This window comes from Providencia sp. PROV268 (genome assembly GCF_028477805.1).
GTDB lineage: Bacteria > Pseudomonadota > Gammaproteobacteria > Enterobacterales > Enterobacteriaceae > Providencia > Providencia stuartii.
In genome coordinates this window covers 311,954-331,256 of record NZ_JAMPLW010000005.1, presented here as the reverse complement: position 1 = coordinate 331,256, position 19,303 = coordinate 311,954, and the positions used below count along the sequence as shown (strand labels likewise).

At 42.5% G+C, this 19,303-nt stretch carries 16 protein-coding genes, 1 pseudogene and 1 other annotated feature; of the genes and pseudogenes, 9 read left to right on the top strand and 8 right to left on the bottom strand.

Features of this window, described 5'->3' with window-relative positions; all coding sequences use genetic code 11:
• Positions 1-214: 214 nt before the first annotated feature.
• Together sodC and topA are read right to left on the bottom strand one after the other, a co-directional pair.
• Positions 215-739 (bottom strand): superoxide dismutase family protein, encoded by a 525-nt coding sequence (gene sodC / locus PR699_RS05165; RefSeq protein ID WP_004920157.1) that lies wholly within the window; start codon positions 737-739, stop codon positions 215-217.
• 355 nt (positions 740-1,094) lie between these two features.
• Positions 1,095-3,689, bottom strand: a complete 2,595-nt coding sequence (topA, locus tag PR699_RS05160; RefSeq protein ID WP_036940356.1) for a type I DNA topoisomerase — start codon at positions 3,687-3,689, stop codon at positions 1,095-1,097.
• A 290-nt stretch (positions 3,690-3,979) separates the two neighbouring features.
• Between topA and PR699_RS05155 the strand changes: the two genes are divergently transcribed.
• A complete protein-coding gene (locus tag PR699_RS05155) occupies positions 3,980-4,228 on the top strand; it encodes a DUF2498 family protein (RefSeq protein WP_004920169.1) in 249 nt (82 codons plus the stop codon).
• A 92-nt stretch (positions 4,229-4,320) separates the two neighbouring features.
• Here PR699_RS05155 and sohB read toward each other — a convergent pair whose 3' ends face one another.
• Positions 4,321-5,367 (bottom strand): protease SohB, encoded by a 1,047-nt coding sequence (gene sohB, locus PR699_RS05150; protein WP_014656049.1) that lies wholly within the window; start codon positions 5,365-5,367, stop codon positions 4,321-4,323.
• 178 nt (positions 5,368-5,545) lie between these two features.
• On the opposite strand from sohB, the gene PR699_RS05145 reads away from it, so the two are divergent.
• Together PR699_RS05145 and cobO are read left to right on the top strand one after the other, a co-directional pair.
• Positions 5,546-6,310: a YciK family oxidoreductase gene (locus PR699_RS05145; RefSeq protein ID WP_004920174.1), complete on the top strand. Its 765-nt coding sequence runs from the start codon at positions 5,546-5,548 to the stop codon at positions 6,308-6,310.
• Positions 6,311-6,315: 5 nt separating this feature from the next.
• Complete coding sequence (gene cobO, locus PR699_RS05140) at positions 6,316-6,906, top strand: cob(I)yrinic acid a,c-diamide adenosyltransferase (protein WP_014656050.1); 591 nt, start codon at positions 6,316-6,318, stop codon at positions 6,904-6,906.
• A gap of 46 nt (positions 6,907-6,952) precedes the next feature.
• On the opposite strand, the gene PR699_RS05135 is transcribed toward cobO, so the two are convergent.
• From PR699_RS05135 to PR699_RS05120, 4 genes are all read right to left on the bottom strand, one after another.
• Positions 6,953-7,642 carry a hypothetical protein gene (locus tag PR699_RS05135; RefSeq protein ID WP_131728126.1) on the bottom strand — a complete coding sequence of 230 codons (690 nt, stop codon included), beginning with the start codon at positions 7,640-7,642 and terminating at the stop codon, positions 6,953-6,955.
• 385 nt (positions 7,643-8,027) lie between these two features.
• Positions 8,028-8,945 carry a 23S rRNA pseudouridine(2605) synthase RluB gene (rluB, locus tag PR699_RS05130; protein ID WP_014656052.1) on the bottom strand — a complete coding sequence of 306 codons (918 nt, stop codon included), beginning with the start codon at positions 8,943-8,945 and terminating at the stop codon, positions 8,028-8,030.
• Between the two features lie 140 nt (positions 8,946-9,085).
• Complete coding sequence (locus PR699_RS05125; protein ID WP_004920184.1) at positions 9,086-9,706, bottom strand: L-threonylcarbamoyladenylate synthase; 621 nt, start codon at positions 9,704-9,706, stop codon at positions 9,086-9,088.
• Between the two features lie 269 nt (positions 9,707-9,975).
• Positions 9,976-10,848, bottom strand: coding sequence for a PHP domain-containing protein (locus PR699_RS05120; protein WP_014656053.1), 873 nt, complete (start codon positions 10,846-10,848; stop codon positions 9,976-9,978).
• Between the two features lie 168 nt (positions 10,849-11,016).
• Positions 11,017-11,117: a sequence feature (Trp leader region), on the top strand.
• A gap of 27 nt (positions 11,118-11,144) precedes the next feature.
• Between PR699_RS05120 and PR699_RS05115 the strand changes: the two genes are divergently transcribed.
• The 6 genes and pseudogenes from PR699_RS05115 to PR699_RS05090 all read left to right on the top strand — a co-directional run bounded on the left by PR699_RS05115 (position 11,145) and on the right by PR699_RS05090 (position 18,331).
• Positions 11,145-12,719 carry an anthranilate synthase component 1 gene (locus PR699_RS05115; protein WP_004920190.1) on the top strand — a complete coding sequence of 525 codons (1,575 nt, stop codon included), beginning with the start codon at positions 11,145-11,147 and terminating at the stop codon, positions 12,717-12,719.
• Positions 12,719-14,348 (top strand): annotated as a pseudogene (trpD, locus tag PR699_RS05110) (bifunctional anthranilate synthase glutamate amidotransferase component TrpG/anthranilate phosphoribosyltransferase TrpD). Before PR699_RS05115 ends, trpD begins: the two are co-directional and overlap by 1 nt.
• Positions 14,349-14,350: 2 nt before the next feature.
• Positions 14,351-15,712, top strand: a complete 1,362-nt coding sequence (trpCF, locus tag PR699_RS05105) for a bifunctional indole-3-glycerol-phosphate synthase TrpC/phosphoribosylanthranilate isomerase TrpF (RefSeq protein ID WP_004920201.1) — start codon at positions 14,351-14,353, stop codon at positions 15,710-15,712.
• An 80-nt stretch (positions 15,713-15,792) separates the two neighbouring features.
• A complete protein-coding gene (gene trpB / locus PR699_RS05100; RefSeq protein WP_014656054.1) occupies positions 15,793-16,983 on the top strand; it encodes a tryptophan synthase subunit beta in 1,191 nt (396 codons plus the stop codon).
• On the top strand, positions 16,983-17,789 hold the full coding sequence (gene trpA, locus PR699_RS05095) for a tryptophan synthase subunit alpha (protein WP_014656055.1): 807 nt from the start codon (positions 16,983-16,985) through the stop codon (positions 17,787-17,789). Before trpB ends, trpA begins: the two co-directional genes overlap by 1 nt.
• Before the next feature lie 227 nt (positions 17,790-18,016).
• Complete coding sequence (locus tag PR699_RS05090) at positions 18,017-18,331, top strand: BON domain-containing protein (RefSeq protein WP_004920212.1); 315 nt, start codon at positions 18,017-18,019, stop codon at positions 18,329-18,331.
• A gap of 319 nt (positions 18,332-18,650) precedes the next feature.
• Here the strand turns inward: PR699_RS05090 and ompW are convergent, their stop codons facing one another.
• Positions 18,651-19,289 (bottom strand): outer membrane protein OmpW, encoded by a 639-nt coding sequence (ompW, locus tag PR699_RS05085; protein WP_014656056.1) that lies wholly within the window; start codon positions 19,287-19,289, stop codon positions 18,651-18,653.
• Positions 19,290-19,303 lie beyond the last annotated feature (14 nt).

The following is a 19,303-nucleotide window of genomic DNA, read 5'->3' as shown; positions in this document are numbered from 1 at the left end:
TTTGAAAGCCGCAACCTTCAATTCTCATATCGGTTATATCTACAGGTAACGTTCAATCGTATTAACCATCCCCTGTTAAAAACAAATAAATTTTCTTTAATCACCTATTTTATTAGTTTTCAAATAGTTAAAAGCTCTGAGTATTTCAGAGCTTTTAGATTAAGTCTCAAAGTAGTACGGTTTCATCAATCACTGTTTAAATATACAGTATAAACTATTTGATCACACCACAAGCCATGCGTGCACCACCACCACCTAACGCTTCAGGATGGTCGGAGTAATTATCCCCACCCGCGTGTACCATCAGTGCACGGTTTTCAATCTCTTTTAGTGTTTTTAAGCGCGGTGCTAATACGGCATAATCGGCATTACCTTTGGCATCAACCACTAAGCCCGGAAGATCCCCTAAGTGGCCTGTATTGTCATAAGGCCCTTTATGGACACCTGTTTTTGCCGGATCCATATGTCCACCTGCTTTTAATGCTGGTACTGATTTGCCATCTTTTTCAGCAGGCTCACAGCTTGGGTTTTCATGGATATGGAAACCATGGATACCCGCTTCTAAACCTGCTAATTTTGGGGTAAACAATAATCCATAATCGGTTTCAGAAATAACAACTTCACCAATCGCCTTGCCTTCACCTTGTGGTGTAGCTTCTTTCAGTACTACTGTTGTTTCTGCTGCATTTGCTGCAAAAGCCGTTAATAAGCCGGCCAGTAAACACATTTTGAATTTCATTCTACCTCCAGTTGTGAGCTTTCTAACCTAATCGCTGCTTGTGATGTTTATTGCTTAAAAGCAAATACACATCAATAAATTATTATTTATTGATAATTGCTATTTATCAGCATAGCAAACCGTCATCATATTGCTTTGCGGTTAGCCACATAAATCAACACTTAAGCCAAATAAGTGCATTTTTAAGACGGCTCCTGAAAGGAGATCAAATCATCATAAAAATAAGATGGAGGGAGAGTCTGTCTGTGGTTAATGATAAAAACCTCGTAGGCTCACAGAAAATGATGAACAACAGAAATGAAAAAGGCGATAGAAATTAACCTATCGCCTTTTAATCGCTAACGTCAGTGAATGATTATTTCTCTTTCACTTCCCATTTGCCGTCTACAAAAAATGCACTCCAACCTGTGGCTTTGCCATTTTTCTCTGAAGAAACATATTGCTGTTTCGTCTTACGGCTAAAACGCACAACGGTTGGATTACCATCAGGATCTTTTGCAGGCGCGTCAGCTAAATAAACCAGCTTTTCAGGTAGTCTATCTCTAAAGCGTTGCAACTCCTCAACCAATGGCGCTCGCGTTTCTCGTGATTTCGGGAAGGTGTTTGCCGCTAGGAATACGCCAGCCGCACCATCGCGCAACACAAAATACGCATCTGATTTTTCGCAAGGTAATTCAGGTAATGGTACCGGATCCTCTTTTGGTGGAGCAATCTCACCATTTTTTAATATCTTACGGGTGTTTTTACACTCTTCATTTGTGCACCCCATATAAGGCCCAAAGCGCCCTGTTTTTAGGTGCATTTCTGAACCGCATTTATCACACTCAATTACTGGGCCGTCATAACCCTTAATGCGGAACTCACCCTCTTCAATCTCATAACCTTCACAAGCTGGGTTGTTACCACACACATGCAGTTTGCGTTGATTATCAATCAGGTAGCTATCCATTGCTGTACCGCATTTTGGACAGCGACGCTTAGCACGCAGCGCGTTGGTTTCCGCATCATCCCCTTCAAGAATATTCAATACTTCATGTTCAGGGATCAAATTGATGGTTTTTTTGCAGCGCTCTTTTGGTGGTAACGCATAGCCTTCACAACCGAGGAACACCCCTGTTGAAGCTGTACGGATCCCCATATGACGTTCACAATCAGGACAAGTAATTGAAGTGATCACCATAGGGTTCGTGCGCATTCCGCCTTCTTCAGGATCTCTCTCTGCAATATCTAGCTGTTTGCTAAAATCAGAGAAAAATTCATCAAGCACCGCTTTCCACTCTGCTTCATGATTAGCAATATGGTCAAGCTGATCTTCCATGCGCGCAGTAAAATCATAGTTCATTAGGTCATTGAAGTTTTCTTCCAACCTATCTGTCACGATTTCACCCATTTTCTCCGCATAAAAACGACGGTTCTCAACCTTAACGTAACCTCTATCTTGGATCGTAGAGATAATTGCCGCATAGGTTGATGGACGACCAATACCGCGCTTCTCAAGCTCCTTAACTAAGGAGGCTTCGCTAAAACGTGCTGGTGGTTTCGTAAAGTGCTGACTTGGCAACAATTCAACCAGCGACAATTCAGAGCCTACTTGGATTGGTGGCAATGTTTTGTCTTCATCATTTTTGCGCAGTGCAGGCATCACTCGCGTCCAACCATCGAAACGCAATGTACGGCCTTTCGCTTTTAGCTCAAAATCCCCTGCTTTCACCGTTAATGTTGTTGAATCATATTTTGCAGGCGTCATTTGACATGCCACAAATTGATTCCAAATTAACTGATAGAGCTTTTTCGCATCTGATTCCATATCTTTCAGTGCATCGGGTAGAACATCAACACTGGAAGGACGGATAGCTTCGTGCGCTTCTTGCGAATTATCTTTGCTAGTGTAAATATTGGCGTCTTTAGGCAGATATTTTTCGCCAAAATTATCGCTAATATAGCCACGTACCATATTTAATGCATCTTGGCTCAAGTTAGTTGAGTCAGTACGCATATAGGTAATATAACCCGCTTCATAAAGGCGCTGAGCCATCATCATGGTCTTCTTCACACCAAACCCAAGACGGGTGCTAGCGGCTTGTTGCAGCGTTGATGTGATAAAAGGCGCACTCGGCTTGCTGGATGTGGGTCGGTCTTCACGGTCAATCACTTGGAAGCGTGCTTTTTCTAGCAAACTCACCGCAGCGTCAGTTTGCGCCTTAGTGACTGGCTTGAACGCTTTGCCTAATTGATGCGTAACCTGCATACGTAATGCAGCCGTACTTTTATCCGCCAAATCCGCATGAAGTTCCCAATATTCTTCCGGCACAAACGCTTTAATTTCACGTTCACGTTCGACAATCAAACGTACCGCAACGGATTGTACGCGACCTGCAGATAACCCTCTCGCCACTTTTTTCCATAACAGCGGCGATACCATATAACCTACTACGCGATCCATGAAACGGCGAGCTTGTTGAGCATTAACTCTATCGATATTGAGTTCGCCAGGGCTATCAAACGCCTGAGTGATCGCATTTTTAGTAATTTCGTTAAACACAACACGGCTAAAGCGAGAGTCTTCACCACCAATCACTTCGCGTAAGTGCCATGCAATAGCTTCCCCTTCGCGGTCAAGGTCCGTCGCAAGATAGACATGGTCTGCATCTGCCGCTAAAGCTTGTAATTCAGAAACCACCTTTTCCTTACCCGGTAAGATCTGATAGTTTGCTTTCCAACCATGGTAAGGATCGACCCCCATACGCTTCACAAGCGCGGCTTGAGGATCTTTTTTAACCTTTTTAGTTTTGTCGGTAGATGAGCCTGTACTCTTTTGTGAGCCGGACCCGCTTTTCGGCAGATCGCGAATGTGGCCAACGCTGCTTTTTACAACGTAGCCACTGCCAAGATACTTATTGATCGTTTTGGCTTTTGCCGGGGACTCCACGATAACAAGAGCTTTACCCATATTTACCTTTACCTAAATTTCTACAATGGCGCATTTCTACATGAAAATGCACAAAATGAAAATCTCTTTTTTATATTGCGGCACAATTGCAATATATCAATATAATTTCTTCAAATAGTTTGCGTTTACGCAAAAACTACCAAGCTAATCACGCTATGCTAAAAAGAACATAAAGTGTTCTAGCTGACTGATTTTAGCCATATAATGGCTAATTATTGCCAACGAAAAGCACACACTCTACCTGATAAAACGCCAGACGCAACCAATTATTTTTTTAAGGGGGCTAACTTATGGACAACAATATCCAATCTATAACACAAAATGAACTTCTCGAAAAAGCTAATGAGATCATAAGGAAACACGAAGACTTCATTCATGGCATGTTCGTTGATACGGTAGAGCAGCATCGTGATACCTTAGTGTTCAAAGGTGAATGCTTTTTAGATGCCAATGGTATTCCAACAGCGAAAAGCACGGCGGCATTCAACATGTATAAACATTTGTCTCATATTCTTTCTGAGCAATACCGTCTTAAGTAAAGAGACGTAGCCAAAAAATTACCGGCTAAGCGCCGGTAATTAATGATAGTTACGAAATCTATTTTTTGCGAGAAAACCGAATCTTAATTTAATTACATAAAAGGTTTTTGCCCGCGCTGCCACCAACGCAATAACAATTTATCAACATTTTCAGACATGCTACCTGTAAAACGTTCTAACATCTTTTTACCTTGTGTATAGCGAATACTGATGATTTCTTTAGTCTCTATTGCTGAAATAATAATATCGTCACTCACGCCAATTTGGTCGATTAAGCCTTTATCAAGTGCTTGAGTACCATACCAATATTCTCCAGTAGCCACCGCGTCAATATCTAATGATGGACGATTATGATGCACAAACTGTTTAAATAACTCGTGAGTTTCATTCAGATCTTCAATGAATTTCTTACGTCCTTGTTCGGTATTTTCACCAAGCATAGTTAATGTGCGTTTGTATTCACCCGCCGTATGCAATTCAACATCTACATCATGTTTTTTTAATAAGCGGTGAATATTTGGCACTTGTGCAACTACCCCAATAGAACCAATGATGGCAAATGGAGCCGCAACAATCTTCGACGCAATACACGCCATCATATAACCGCCACTTGCGGCCACTTTATCAACCGCGATAGTCAACGGAATATTTTTTTCTTTTAAACGGGAAAGCTGTGATGCAGCTAAGCCGTATCCATGTACCATGCCCCCAGGGCTTTCAAGACGCAGCAAAACTTCATCGTCTTGTTCCGCCACGGCTAGAATAGCGCTGATTTCTTCTCTTAAAGAGCCGACTTCACGGGCATCCATACTGCCTTTAAAATCTAAGACATATAAACACGGTTTTTTGACCGTTGATTGGCCTGCTTTTGCCCCTGCTTTTTCACTTTTCGCCTTTGCTTTCTGTTGCTTTTTAAAGGCTTTTACCCAAGCTTTATGCTCAGAATCATTCATTTTTACTTGCTGCATTTGGCGCTGGCGTTCGCGATAACGTTCCCCTAAGTCGGTAATTTTCAATTCACCTCGCCCACCTTGGCGACGCATTCCGACACCAAAAACAAAAACAGCCAAAGCAATAATTGCAACGACTATTGTGACGACTTTTGCCAAAAACAGTCCATACAGAGAGAAATACTCCACAAAATCATCCTTCTCATATTTATCTTGATAAAAATAGTCTCATGATTGCTATTAAACAACCAGTAAAATAACGTCGTTTCTATCGTAATCTTACTTAAATTTCTACGCTACATTAGCCAATAGCATCAATCAATGAGATGATATCGTAACTGTTAACAAATAGGATAGGAAAAATACCATGCTCCACTATCAACCTAAACATGACCTTTTAAGTGGCAAAACCCTTTTGGTTACTGGGGCCGGTGATGGAATTGGCCGTGAAGCCGCATTAACCTATGCTCGCTTCGGCGCCTCTTTGATTTTAGTCGGTAGGACACAGCATAAACTTGACGCCGTTAGCCAAGAAATCGAAACATTAACCGGTAAGGCCGCAGATATCTATGTCGTTGACTTGTTGACAGCACCTCATGAACAATATGTTGAGTTAGCCAACGATATTGCTAAAAAACACCCTTATCTAGATGGCGTATTGCATAATGCAGGTCTTTTAGGGGTTGTTGCCCCAATTATCGAACAACCTGTCGATTTATGGCATGACGTTATGCAAGTTAATGTCAATGCGTCGTTTATGTTAACTCAAGTGCTGTTGCCTTTATTACTGAAAGCACCAACAGCATCGCTCGTTTTCACCAGTTCCAGCGTCGGTAAAAAAGGCCGTGCAGACTGGGGAGCCTACTCCGTTTCTAAATTTGCCACTGAAGGCTTAATGCAGATCCTTGCCGAAGAGTATAAAAACAGTGGCTTGCGTGTTAACTGTATCAATCCAGGGCGTACTCGCACCAGTATGCGTGCCAGTGCAGCACCAGATGAAGATCCAATGACTATCAAAGCACCAGCCGACATTATGCCAATTTACTTATATCTTATGAGTAATGATAGCTTGCGTAAAACAGGCATTAGTTTTGACGCTCAACCCGCTCAAAATGTTAAAACAACGGAGTAATTTTTATGTCTCAAAGCCGGCATGAAGAGCGTCAACAACGTTTGAAAGAAAAGGTTGATGCTCGAATTGAATCTGCGCAAATCGAACGAGGTATCTTGCTAGTTTTTACAGGAAACGGCAAAGGTAAAACAACAGCAGCGTTCGGTACAGTATGCCGTGCTGTCGGCCATGGACAAAAAGCCGCTGTCGTGCAATTTATTAAAGGCAGTTGGGATAATGGTGAGCGAGAATTACTAGAGCCTCACGGCGTTCCTTTTTATGTCATGTCTACCGGTTTTACCTGGGAGACTCAGGACAAAGAAGCTGATACTCTCGCTTGCCTTGATACATGGCAATATGCGCGGCGGTTACTGGCTGATCCATCCATCGATTTAGTGGTACTTGATGAGATCACCTATATGATTAGCTATGACTATCTGCCATTGGAAGAGGTTATAGACGCATTAACTGATCGCCCTGAACACCAATCAGTGATTATTGCTGGGCGAGGCTGTCACCGCGAACTGCTTACTTTAGCTGACACCGTTACTGAAATGCGCCCTGTGAAACATGCTTTTGATGCTGGAATAAAAGCACAAAAAGGGATTGACTGGTAATCGTATTCATCTGCCGATACATAGCAACTGTGTATCGGCAATTTAATTACATCATCAGAATGCCGGCACCGAAGATCGCTCGGGTTTGCTGCATAAACTCTGCATATTTGCATTTTTCAAGTAATGCCGTGCCATCATTTCTCATTTGGCTATAAATCACTGCCATGTGTGAAATTTTATTGTGGTATTCGTTATAATAGAACTGTTTTCGTTGTGGGTCTAAAGAGCGACGAAAACTATTAACCAACCCAACCACTTCTTGTGCATACATTTGCAGAACTTCATCGGTAAAATTAGGTGTCGTGAGTGGGTAATCGAAATGCACTGTGACCGATTGCTTTTCACCATGAGGCACTTTTTTCACCATTAATTGTGATATAAAGGCATCGCCACGGTGGATTAGGTCAGTCAGCTCCTTATGTGTTAAACACTTCGTTTTTACTTGGCTAACGGCAGCCGAGCTTGATAGCGCTTCTGGTGCTTGTTCACCAACTGGAATATCACAGTTAAACACATTATTATCAATGATATAATCGTTACTGCTATTTATTCTACCACTGAGTTGATAGTGACCCACCACCAGCGATTGTTTGTTCAGATGGTGAAGTGATGGGATCCCTTCTGTCCCATACACATAATTGTACGCGTAATAAAATTGCTGAGTTGGGTTGAGAATGCCACCTTTATTGCCTGGGTAAACAATAAACTGAACAGGTTCACCCGTCGTCGTTATCATAACGTGGACACCAGGCTTCAATAAGAGGCTTCCCACACTTTGATTAGGAACAACAATCGGATGGTAATCCATAAAAAAAATGAAACTATCTGATGTATCATTCGTAAAATAAAAACGCCCACTTTCTGATATTATGCTTTGATTATTATCACATCCACTAATCATTACGCTTAAGCAAAGTATCATCAACGCCTTTATTAATCGAAAACTAAACATGTAGTATAATTTACCTTTGTTTATTCCTTTACATCATAACGGTAACTTAAACACAGAATATTCTCAAATGAGTTTGTATCATTTTGTGACAAATACATAACCAAAACTAATAAAAAAGGTTATAGATAACTCTATAACCTTTTCGATAAATCAACACAAGCCAAAGTCATTAAATGCGTGTACGACGCTTTGCTGTTGGTCGAGATGATTGACGTTTAGACGCAGGCCTTGCTGCTACTTGTGAATGGCGTTTAACCGCACGACGGATCTGGTTTGCTTTGATGCGTCGTTGGTCTCGTTCAACAGCCACCTTAGTTTCTGTTTCAGCTTCAAGCCCAACCAACTCTCTTAGGTAATTGGTTTGTTGTAGGCCTAACTCAGTCCAGCCACCACGCGGCAGACCTTTAGGCAGGTCAATATCACCGTATCGCACCCGGATCAAGCGGCTGACTTGGACCCCAACGGCTTCCCACAAACGGCGTACTTCACGGTTACGCCCTTCTGTTAAGGTCACGTTATACCATTGGTTCATCCCTTCACCGCCACGGAAAGAAACCGTTTTAAATGCGGCCGGGCCATCTTCAAGCTGAACGCCTTGAGTTAATTGACGTATTTTTGCATCAGTGATTTCCCCAAATACACGAACAGCATATTCACGCTCAACTTCGCGACTTGGATGCATTAAACGGTTAGCCAGTTCACCATCGGTAGTAAACAGTAATAACCCACTTGTGTTCACATCGAGGCGACCAACCGCAATCCAGCGAGCTCCCACAAGTTTTGGTAAACGCGTAAATACTGTCGGGCGACCTTCTGGATCATGGCGAGTACACAGTTCACCTTCTGGCTTGTAATAAGCCATGACACGACAGATCTCTTTTTCAGGTTCTTTTATCGCTAATATCCGACCATCTAATCTAATTTTAGTCGCCGGTTTTACTTCAATACGATCACCTAGCGTCGCGATTTTACCATCGACACTAATGCGCCCTTCTTTTAGAAAAGTTTCAATTTCACGACGGGAACCATGCCCAGAGCGGGCAAGAATTTTTTGTAGCTTCTCAGTTTTTTGCGGTTTAGCGCTCATATAACCCTCAAATGTCGCCTTCACAGGCGTCAAATAGTTTTTCGTACACAGTGACGAAAAATAACGAATTGGAAAACCTGCGTATTATACACAGGTTTATGAGGATGCCCTATTATTAATCGACCCGCGATGATTATCGCTTATTCGAAAGGAGATGGGTCACCAGTACCGACACGAACGACAACTGGGCTATCATCCGTGAAATCAATTACTGTTGTGGGTTTTTGACCAATGTAACCACCGTGGATAACTAAATCGACCTGTTTACCGAGTAAATCACGGATCTCTTCAGGATCTGACTGCGTAAAGTCATCCCCCGGCATAATGAGGCTGGTTGACATTAATGGCTCACCAACAGCTTCAAGGAGGTCTCGAGCGATAGGATTAGACGGAACCCTTAACCCAATGGTTTTACGTTTTTCATTCATTAAGCGGCGAGGCACTTCTTTAGTTCCGCGCAGAATAAACGTGTAGTTGCCGGGCGTATTATTTTTAATTAACCGGAATGCCGTATTATCAACATGTGCATAATTTGATAGCTCAGAGAGATCTCTGCACATCAAAGTAAAGTTATGGTTGGCATCAAGTTGACGTATGCGACAAATACGCTGCAATGCCTCTTTCTCTTCCAACCGGCAGCCTATTGCATACCCAGAATCGGTTGGGTAAACGATAACGCCGCCCTTGTTTAAAATTTCAACACTCTGGTTGATTAACCGAGCTTGGGGATTATCCGGATGGATATAAAAAAACTGACTCATACAGACCTCTGATCTTTAGTATTGACAGCATCATCCGGTAAAAACCTTAAAATGGCACTATCTATTTACAATAAGAAAACACATCTCTAAAAAGACGCACTACTTTAATGACTTTCCAAATCACTCAGGTTGTTTCACTGAAAATGAGAATATCGAGAGGATAACTATGTGGCTAGCATCGTGCTCGGTATATCACTCCCACTGCACACTCAACCCAAATTGAAGTATCACTGTTATATTTTACACCGCATTTATTATACATCAACGCATTATGTCGTTTTTACTTCGTCCCATAATGTCCAAACCGCCCGTTGATCATCAGGCAGCCACAGGTTACGCCCAAGTTCAATCCACGAACATGGACGATGGAAATCGGAGCCCATTGACGTTTTTAAATTCGCGGATTGTGCAAGTTCATCTAGATACTGCTTTTCATTGGCAGGTTGCTGACAATGAGACACTTCCATTGCATCCCCCTGACACTGTTTAAAATAAGCTATCAAGCGTTTCAGCCATTTATTCGAAAGTTGATATTTCGAGGGATGCGCGAGTACAGCCACGCCCCCAGCTTGCTGGATCACCTTAACGGCCTCATCAATGGTGCACCATTTTGCCGGAACATAGCCCGTTTTCCCCTTTGATAGATAACGCTTAAAAACGTTACTGATAGTTTTCTCTTTCCCCGTTTTTACCAAATATTGAGCAAAATGCGCTCTGGTGACTTGTCCACCTTGGGCTATTTCTAACGCATTTTCCCATGCATCCGCTATACCTGCTTTTTGTAGGCGACGGCCAATCTCCTTTCCGCGCTCGACCCGTAATACCGATTGCCGCTCTAATAGCTCAACCATTGCGGATGCTGTAGGTGAAAAATTTAATCCCACAATATGAATTTCAATATTTTCCCATAAGGTGGAAATTTCAACGCCATTAATCAAGGTTAAAGGGCGTTGTGCGTGTGAAAGGTATTCACGAGCCTCAATAACACCTTCACAGGTATCATGGTCAGTAATAGAAAGTACGTTAACCCCCATCTCAATTGCTCGCTCAACAACCTCAATGGGCGACAAATCACCGTCAGAAGCCTGAGTATGGCAATGTAAATCATATCGGGTCATTAATGGGCTCGAAAATTGTGACATAGCCTATTTCACTCCTTTTTCCCGTTTCTGGATATTTTTCCTAAATATAAATAACAAACCGCTTGACACAACTCACGCGATCCAGTTTACTAGTACACGAGACAAGTTACTGACCCGTATTAATGTGATTATCCAGAGAGGCACTGTATGAATATTCTTAATCTATCAAATCGTTGGTGGCGCAACTTCCCAAATTGGGCGGATGCCGCACACGCATAGATTAAATATGCCTAAGTGCCTAACCCGCCTTCACCCGCGGGTTTTTTTATGTCTAAAAACTGTTAAAAGGCAATAAAATGAATAACCAAAACACAACATTAGCACATTTTAGTTTTCTGGATAGTCCAATTAACTATCAGCAAGATCCAACATTGCTGTTTCATCACCTGTGCCACGACATTCCAGCAACTATGTTACTGGAGTCCGCAGAGATCAACAGCAAAGCCAATTTACAAAGCCTATTGATTGTCGAAAGTGCGCTACGCATTCGTGCATTTGGTCAACGGGTAGACGTTGAAGCATTGACTGAAAATGGTGCTCAATTACTCCCAGTCATCGCAACACAACTAGCTGATAAAGCTCAACATTATGAACTGTCAGCACAACATTTGACGATGACATTTAGCCAACCGAATGGTGATCTTGACGAAGACAGCCGCTTAAAAAGCGCATCATGCTTAGATGTATTGCGTTTATTGCCAACATTGGCTCAAGCGACTTCACAAAAATCTGAAAACCTATTTGTCGGTGGGTTATTTGCCTATGATTTAATTGCCAGTTTTGAATCACTTCCTGAAGTGAAAACGATAAATAATTGCCCTGATTACTGTTTTTTTGTCGCAGAACACTATTTAGTGATCGACCATCAAAATCAAGCGGCACGCCTAAAGAGCGCTATTTTTTCGACTGTGGATAGCCATGTAGAAACGGTCACACAACGTCACAACGAGCTGATAGCGGCATGCCGTCCGTTCTTATCGCCTCTTCCATTAGGGAAAACGGAACAATTTCACGTTGAAACCAACAAAAATGATCAGCAATACGGTGCGGTAGTCAATGCAATGAAACAAGCCATTTATCGTGGTGATATTTTCCAAGTCGTGCCATCACGGAAATTTTCAATGCCTTGTCCTTACCCATTAATTGCTTATCAAAAGTTAAAGGCACAAAACCCGAGTCCTTACATGTTTTTTATGCAAGATCAGGACTTTTCACTGTTTGGCGCATCACCTGAAAGCGCATTGAAATACAATGCAAGTGACCGCAAAGTTGAGATCTACCCTATCGCAGGAACTCGCCCTCGTGGTCGTGATGCCTCGGGAGCGATTGACTTAGATCTTGATAGCCGCATCGAACTTTCTATGCGTACTGACCAAAAAGAGTTAGCTGAACACCTCATGTTAGTCGACTTAGCCCGTAATGACTTAGCGCGTATTTGTGAGCCTGGTAGTCGCTATGTTGCAAACCTCACAAAAGTCGACCGCTATTCATTTGTTATGCATCTAGTATCACAGGTGGTTGGCACACTACGCAGAGATCTCGATATCTTTCATGCATACCAAGCGTGTATGAATATGGGCACGCTGACCGGAGCGCCCAAAGTTCGCGCTATGCAATTAATTGCTGAATATGAGCAGGAGCGCAGAGGCTCTTACGGTGGCGCTGTAGGCTATTTTACTGGTAAAGGGGATTTTGATACTTGCATCGTGATCCGCTCAGCCTATGTGGAAAATGGTATTGCTACGGTACAAGCGGGCGGAGGTGTCGTTTTAGACTCCTCCCCGCAAGGCGAAGCCGATGAAACACGTAACAAAGCTCGCGCAGTGATCCGCGCAATTGCCCAAGCACACCAAGCAGAGGAGTTATTTTAATGGCTAACATACTATTACTCGACAATGTTGACTCCTTTACTTACAACCTCGTTGACCAATTGCGCTCAGGGGGCCATCAAGTGGTCATTTATCGCAATACCGTCAGCGCAGAACGTATTCTATCTGTCCTCAATAACATGGATTCCCCTTTGCTGGTGTTATCACCGGGACCTGGGAAGCCAAGTGACGCGGGTTGCATGCCAGCGGTCCTTCAGCAAGTGATCGGTAAATTACCAGTGATAGGTATTTGCTTAGGGCATCAAGCGATTATTGAAGCCTATGGCGGGCATGTTTCCTCTGCTGGAGAAATTTTGCATGGTAAATCATCCATGGCCACCCATGACCAACAAGCGATGTTTGATGGTCTCGATAACCCAATTCCCGTTGCGCGCTATCACTCTTTGGTCGGCAGCCAAATCCCTGAAAAACTGACAATTTGTGCACAATCTAACGGCATGGTTATGGCTGTTCGCAATGACAGTGATCGTGTTTGCGGTTTTCAGTTCCACCCCGAATCTATCCTAACAACTCAAGGGGCTATTTTACTGGAACAAACCGTTGCATGGGCGCTTTCAGCATCGATTGGCACAACAACACCATCATTTTAACCAGGGAAGAGACTCTATTATGCAAACTATTTTCGATAAACTATTCCGTGCACAAGCATTAACACAACAAGAAAGCCAACAGCTCTTTAATGGCATTATTCGCGGTGAATTAACGGAAGCCCAATTGGCTGGAGTGCTCGTCAGTATGAAAATGCGAGGTGAACAACCCGAAGAGATCGCAGGAGCCGCTTTAGCTTGCTTAGAAAACGCACAACCTTTTCCACGCCCTGACTACCCATTTAGTGATATCGTCGGTACTGGCGGTGATGGTGCCAATAGCATCAATATCTCAACGGCGAGTGCTTTTGTTGCCGCTCAAGCGGGGATCAAAGTCGCAAAACACGGTAACCGTAGCGTTTCTAGTCGTTCCGGTTCATCTGATCTACTCGCTGCTTTTGGTATTTCATTAGATTTAAGTGCACAAAGTGCGCGTGACGCATTGGATGAATTAGGCGTTTGCTTTTTATTCGCACCTCAATACCACAGCGGTTTCCGTCATGCGGCTCCTGTACGCTCTCAATTAAAGACACGCACGTTATTCAATGTGTTAGGCCCATTAATTAACCCTGCACGACCGCCTATTGCATTAATCGGTGTGTATCAAGCGTCATTAATTGAACCTGTAGCAAAAACGTTACAAATGCTTGGTTTTACTCGTGCAGCTGTGGTACACAGTGGTGGAATGGATGAAGTTTCTCTTCATGCAACCACGCAAGTTGCAGAATTAAACCAAGGCGCTCTGTCTTTCTATCAGCTCAATGCCGACGATTTTGGGTTGCAAGCTTATCAGCTATCTGATTTAGAAGGCGGAACGCCAGATGAAAATCGAATTTTGCTAAGTAATTTGTTACAGGGTCACGGAAAGCCTGCACATGAAGCCGCCGTTGCAGCCAATGTCGCCATGCTAATGCGGATCAATGGTTATGAAGACCTAAAAGCCAATAGTGAACACGCTCTAAATATTATTCGTAGTGGTGCTGCATTTGATCGCGTCACTGCGCTCGCTTCAAGGAACCAATAAAGATGAAAGCAACCGTACTGCAAAAAATTGTTGATGATAAGCTAATCTATCTGGAAGAGCGTAAACAACAACAACCTTTAGACAGCTTTATTGATAAAGTGCTCCCATCGAGCCGTCGTTTTTATGAAGCACTGTCCGCAAAACGCCCTGTATTTATACTGGAATGCAAAAAAGCATCACCATCAAAAGGGCTAATTAGGGAAGATTTTGATCCTGCCGTCATAGCGAACATTTATGCACCCTATGCGTCAGCTATTTCCGTCTTAACCGATGAAAAGTATTTTCAAGGGAATATGGCGTATTTGACCACTGTCAGTCGTACGGTTAAGCAACCCGTTTTGTGTAAAGACTTCATTGTTGACCCATACCAAATTTACCTTGCGAGATATTATCAAGGCGATGCTATTTTACTGATGCTCTCTGTCGTGAGTGATGAGCAGTACATTGCACTTGCAGAAGTCGCACACCAACTGAATATGGGTGTACTGACTGAGGTGAGTAACGAAGAAGAGTTAGAGCGCGCCATAAAACTAAAAGCGCGTGTTGTTGGCATTAATAATCGTGACCTCCGCGATTTATCAATCGACCTCAATCGTACCCGCGAATTGGCACCGCGTCTGCCAGAAGGCACCATTATTATTAGTGAATCCGGCATTCACCGCCACCAGCACATTCAATCTTTGAGCCAGTTTGCCAACGGTTTTCTGATTGGTAGTGCTTTAATGGAGCAAGCCGATCTTAACAAAGGATTGCAAAAATTATTAATTGGGGAACATAAAGTTTGTGGCCTAACCCGAAGCCAAGATGCGCAAGCCGCCCTTGCTGCGGGAGCAACTTACGGCGGCTTAATTTTTGCTGAAAACTCCCCGCGAAAAGTGACCCTGTCACAAGCAAGGCAGATAATACATGCCGCTCCACTACAATATGTTGGTGTTTTCCGTGACCAATCTGCTGATTTTGTTGCCCATATGGTCGAACAACTGGCTTTATCAGCAGTGCAACTCCATGGTCATGAAGATGCCGATTATGTGAAAAATCTACGTAGCCATTTACCTGAGCATTGTGAAATCTGGAAAGCCGTCAATATGTCACAACCTGATTTCAGCCAGTTTGATGGGCAACCGATTGATTTGCTGCTACTTGATAATGGTCGTGGCGGCAGTGGTCAAACTTTCGATTGGAGCAAGATCCCAAATAGCAGCCAATTTCGCGTGATGGTTGCAGGAGGCTTAAATGCCGACAATTGCCGTCAGGCTGCGACACTATTATGCAATGGATTGGATTTTAACTCAGGCGTTGAAACTGAACCGGGCATCAAAAGCGAGAAAAAACTGAATCAAGTTTTCAGTTCATTAGCACTCTAATCATCAAGAAAAGTAGCTCAATAGTGACTAAGAACTGAAATTGAATATGAATAGCATGACATCAAGAGACGAATAATAATATGAGTAAATTAGACCCCTACTTTGGTGAATTCGGTGGACAATATGTTCCTGAGATTTTAATTCCAGCCCTTAACCAACTGGAAGATGCCTTTATTGAGGCTCAAAACGATCCGACATTTATTAAAGAATTCCATGATCTCCTTAAAAATTATGCCGGTCGCCCTACTGCATTAACACTCTGTAGGAATTTAACCGAAGGCACTAAAACGAAACTATATCTAAAACGTGAAGATCTACTTCATGGTGGCGCACATAAAACTAACCAAGTATTAGGCCAAGCATTATTAGCTAAGCGAATGGGTAAAACAGAAATTATTGCTGAAACGGGTGCAGGTCAACATGGCGTCGCAACCGCTCTAGCGTGTGCTTTGCTTAATATGAAGTGCCGTATTTATATGGGGGCAAAAGATGTTGAGCGCCAATCACCCAATGTTTTCCGTATGAAGCTAATGGGTGCGGAAGTGATCCCTGTACACAGTGGCTCAGCCACCTTAAAAGATGCTTGTAATGAAGCGCTTAGAGATTGGTCTGGCAGTTATGATAAGGCGCATTACTTGCTAGGAACAGCGGCAGGCCCACATCCATATCCAACCATTGTCCGTGATTTTCAGCGTATGATTGGCGATGAAGCAAAACAACAGGTACTCGAAAAAGAAGGAAGGCTGCCTGACGCCGTGATCGCTTGTATTGGTGGCGGCTCAAATGCAATTGGCCTCTTTGCATCATTTATTCCTGAAGAAAATGTGCGCCTTATCGGTGTGGAACCTGCGGGTTTGGGTATCGAAACAGGCCAACACGGTGCACCACTCAAGCATGGTCGCGTCGGCATCTACTTTGGTATGAAGTCACCGATGATGCAAACGGATGAAGGGCAAATTGAAGAGTCCTACTCTATTTCCGCTGGGCTTGATTTCCCATCTGTTGGACCACAGCATGCACATTTAAACAGTATTGGGCGAGCGGATTATGTTTCCATTACCGATGATGAAGCCTTAGCGGCCTTTAAATTGCTATCACGTAAGGAAGGTATCATCCCTGCATTAGAATCATCACATGCATTAGCGTATGCACTAAAACTCGCGGAAAAAGAGCCAAATAAAGAACAATTACTGATTGTGAACCTTTCTGGCCGTGGCGATAAAGATATTTTTACCGTACATGATATTTTAAAAAGTAAGGGAGAAATCTAATGGAACGTTATACTCAACTTTTTGAACGCTTGAACCGCGTTAACCAAGGTGCTTTCGTTCCGTTCGTAACATTAGGCGATCCTGACGCTGAGCTATCCTTAAAAATTGTAGATGCCCTAATTGCTGGTGGCGCTGATGCATTAGAAATTGGTATTCCTTTCTCCGATCCTCTCGCTGATGGTCCTACTATCCAAAATGCGAATTTAAGGGCGTTTAAAAGTGATATTACCCCAACATTGTGCTTTGAACTTTTGGCTCGGATAAGGCAGAAACACCCTGATATGCCCATTGGCTTACTTGTCTATGCCAATTTGGTCTTTAGTAATGGTATCGATAACTTTTATTCACGTTGTCAACAAGCTGGTGTCGATTCAGTATTGGTCGCAGATGTTCCTATGCGTGAGTCAAAGCCCTTTCGCGAGTCTGCCTTAGCACATGGTATTGCGCCTATTTTTATTTGCCCGCCAAATGCTGATGAGCCATTACTCAAGCAAATTGGTGAATATAGCCAGGGCTATACTTACTTATTATCAAGAGCAGGAGTGACAGGAACAGAAAAACGTGCTGAGACACCATTGACTAACTTAATTAGTCGGTTAAATGAGTATCAGGCAGCACCACCACTACAAGGATTTGGTATTTCTGAACCATCTCAAGTTAGCGAGGCAATCGCTAATGGCGCAGCTGGTGCCATTTCAGGCTCTGCCGTGGTTAAAATTATCGAAAATAATCTTCATCGCCCTGATATTATGCTGGCAGAACTTACCCAGTTCGTGGCAAAAATGAAGGCAGCAACACAAAAATAGCGAAATACCCCCACCCTCGATAAACGCCATATCCTGTATGGCGTTTTTTATTTACGATTTTAATTTGCCATTACGGGCGTCTATAAGTTGAATTTTTTCCACTTTCTACTGATACTAAAATTATCAGCGAGAAACTAATTGTAATCATTGTTTATTATGCTGATAAGATCTTGTTGGATGACTTAACCATCACGTATTTTGGCGTTTGACACGTTAGGAGATAAAGGATGAAACTATTCAAATCTGTTAGTGCATTACTTGTCGCTTTCTTTATGGCTTTCACGCTAGCTGCTTGTGCACCAACCGATAAATCTGAAGGCACCGGTGGCTACATTGATGATACTGTCATTACGACTAAAGTAAAATCTGCCCTACTGGCTGAGAAAAACCTAAAATCAACTCAGATTAGTGTTGAAACCTTTAAAGGACGCGTGCAATTAAGTGGCTTTGTCGATTCTAAAGCAGATGCAAATAAAGCCATAGAGGTCACTAAAAAAGTAAAAGGCGTCCAATCTGTCATTGACTCAATGAAAATCCGCTAATACATCATCAATCAACCATTATAAATATCAGCTCAAATTGGGCTGATATTTATATCAGAAATATATCTTACATATTTCCTAAAAATAATAATTACGTTACTTTAATACATTAACAATTGTTGGTATTTTGTTATTTTATCGTTATAAAAAATAGAGGTTATTATTTTCTATGAAATCGTATAATAGATAAATTACATTTTTAGTTAAAAAATTATTCCTAATTTATATCCAAAAAAATCCGAGAATAAATATTCTCGGATTTACTACTACATTCCATTTCAAGTTAGGCATCTGCCTATTATGCATCCTGCAAATTCGATTAGAAGCGATAACCTACGCCAAACATAAATACGAATGGGTCAAGGCGAGTATCAACTTTTTGTTGAGCGCCGTTAAATTTAAATTTAACATCCGTATCAATATCCATCCACCAAAGAGAGGCGTTTAACATCCAATTTTCAGTCAGCATGTAGTCCATACCGGCTTGCGCTGCAAAGCCCCAAGAGCTAGACAGGTCAAGGTCACTCAAGCCCAGCTGTTTTGCCCCTGAATTAAATTTCTCATCAAAGAAGAAAGTATAGTTAATACCTGCACCTAAATAAGGGCGTAATTTATCTTCTTTACTACCAAAATAATATTGTGCCATCAAAGTAGGTGGTAAATGATGAACTGTCGCAATATTGCCTAATTCACCTAAACTAACTTTATGCTCGAATGGCGTTGCAGCTAATAATTCCACACCGATATTATCGGTAACCATGTAGCTGAATGTCAGCCCTAATTGAGTATTATTATTTGCATTAAAATGACCTAGGCCACCTAATACATCATCAGAGCCTGCATTCGGACGGACAGTTGCAGTACCTGCACGGAAAATAAAATCGCCAGCTTCATGAGCAAATGAAGCAGCTGGTGCAAGCGTTGCGGCAGCTAAGACAAGCGCAGTGAGTTTTTTCATTATTAATCCCATTC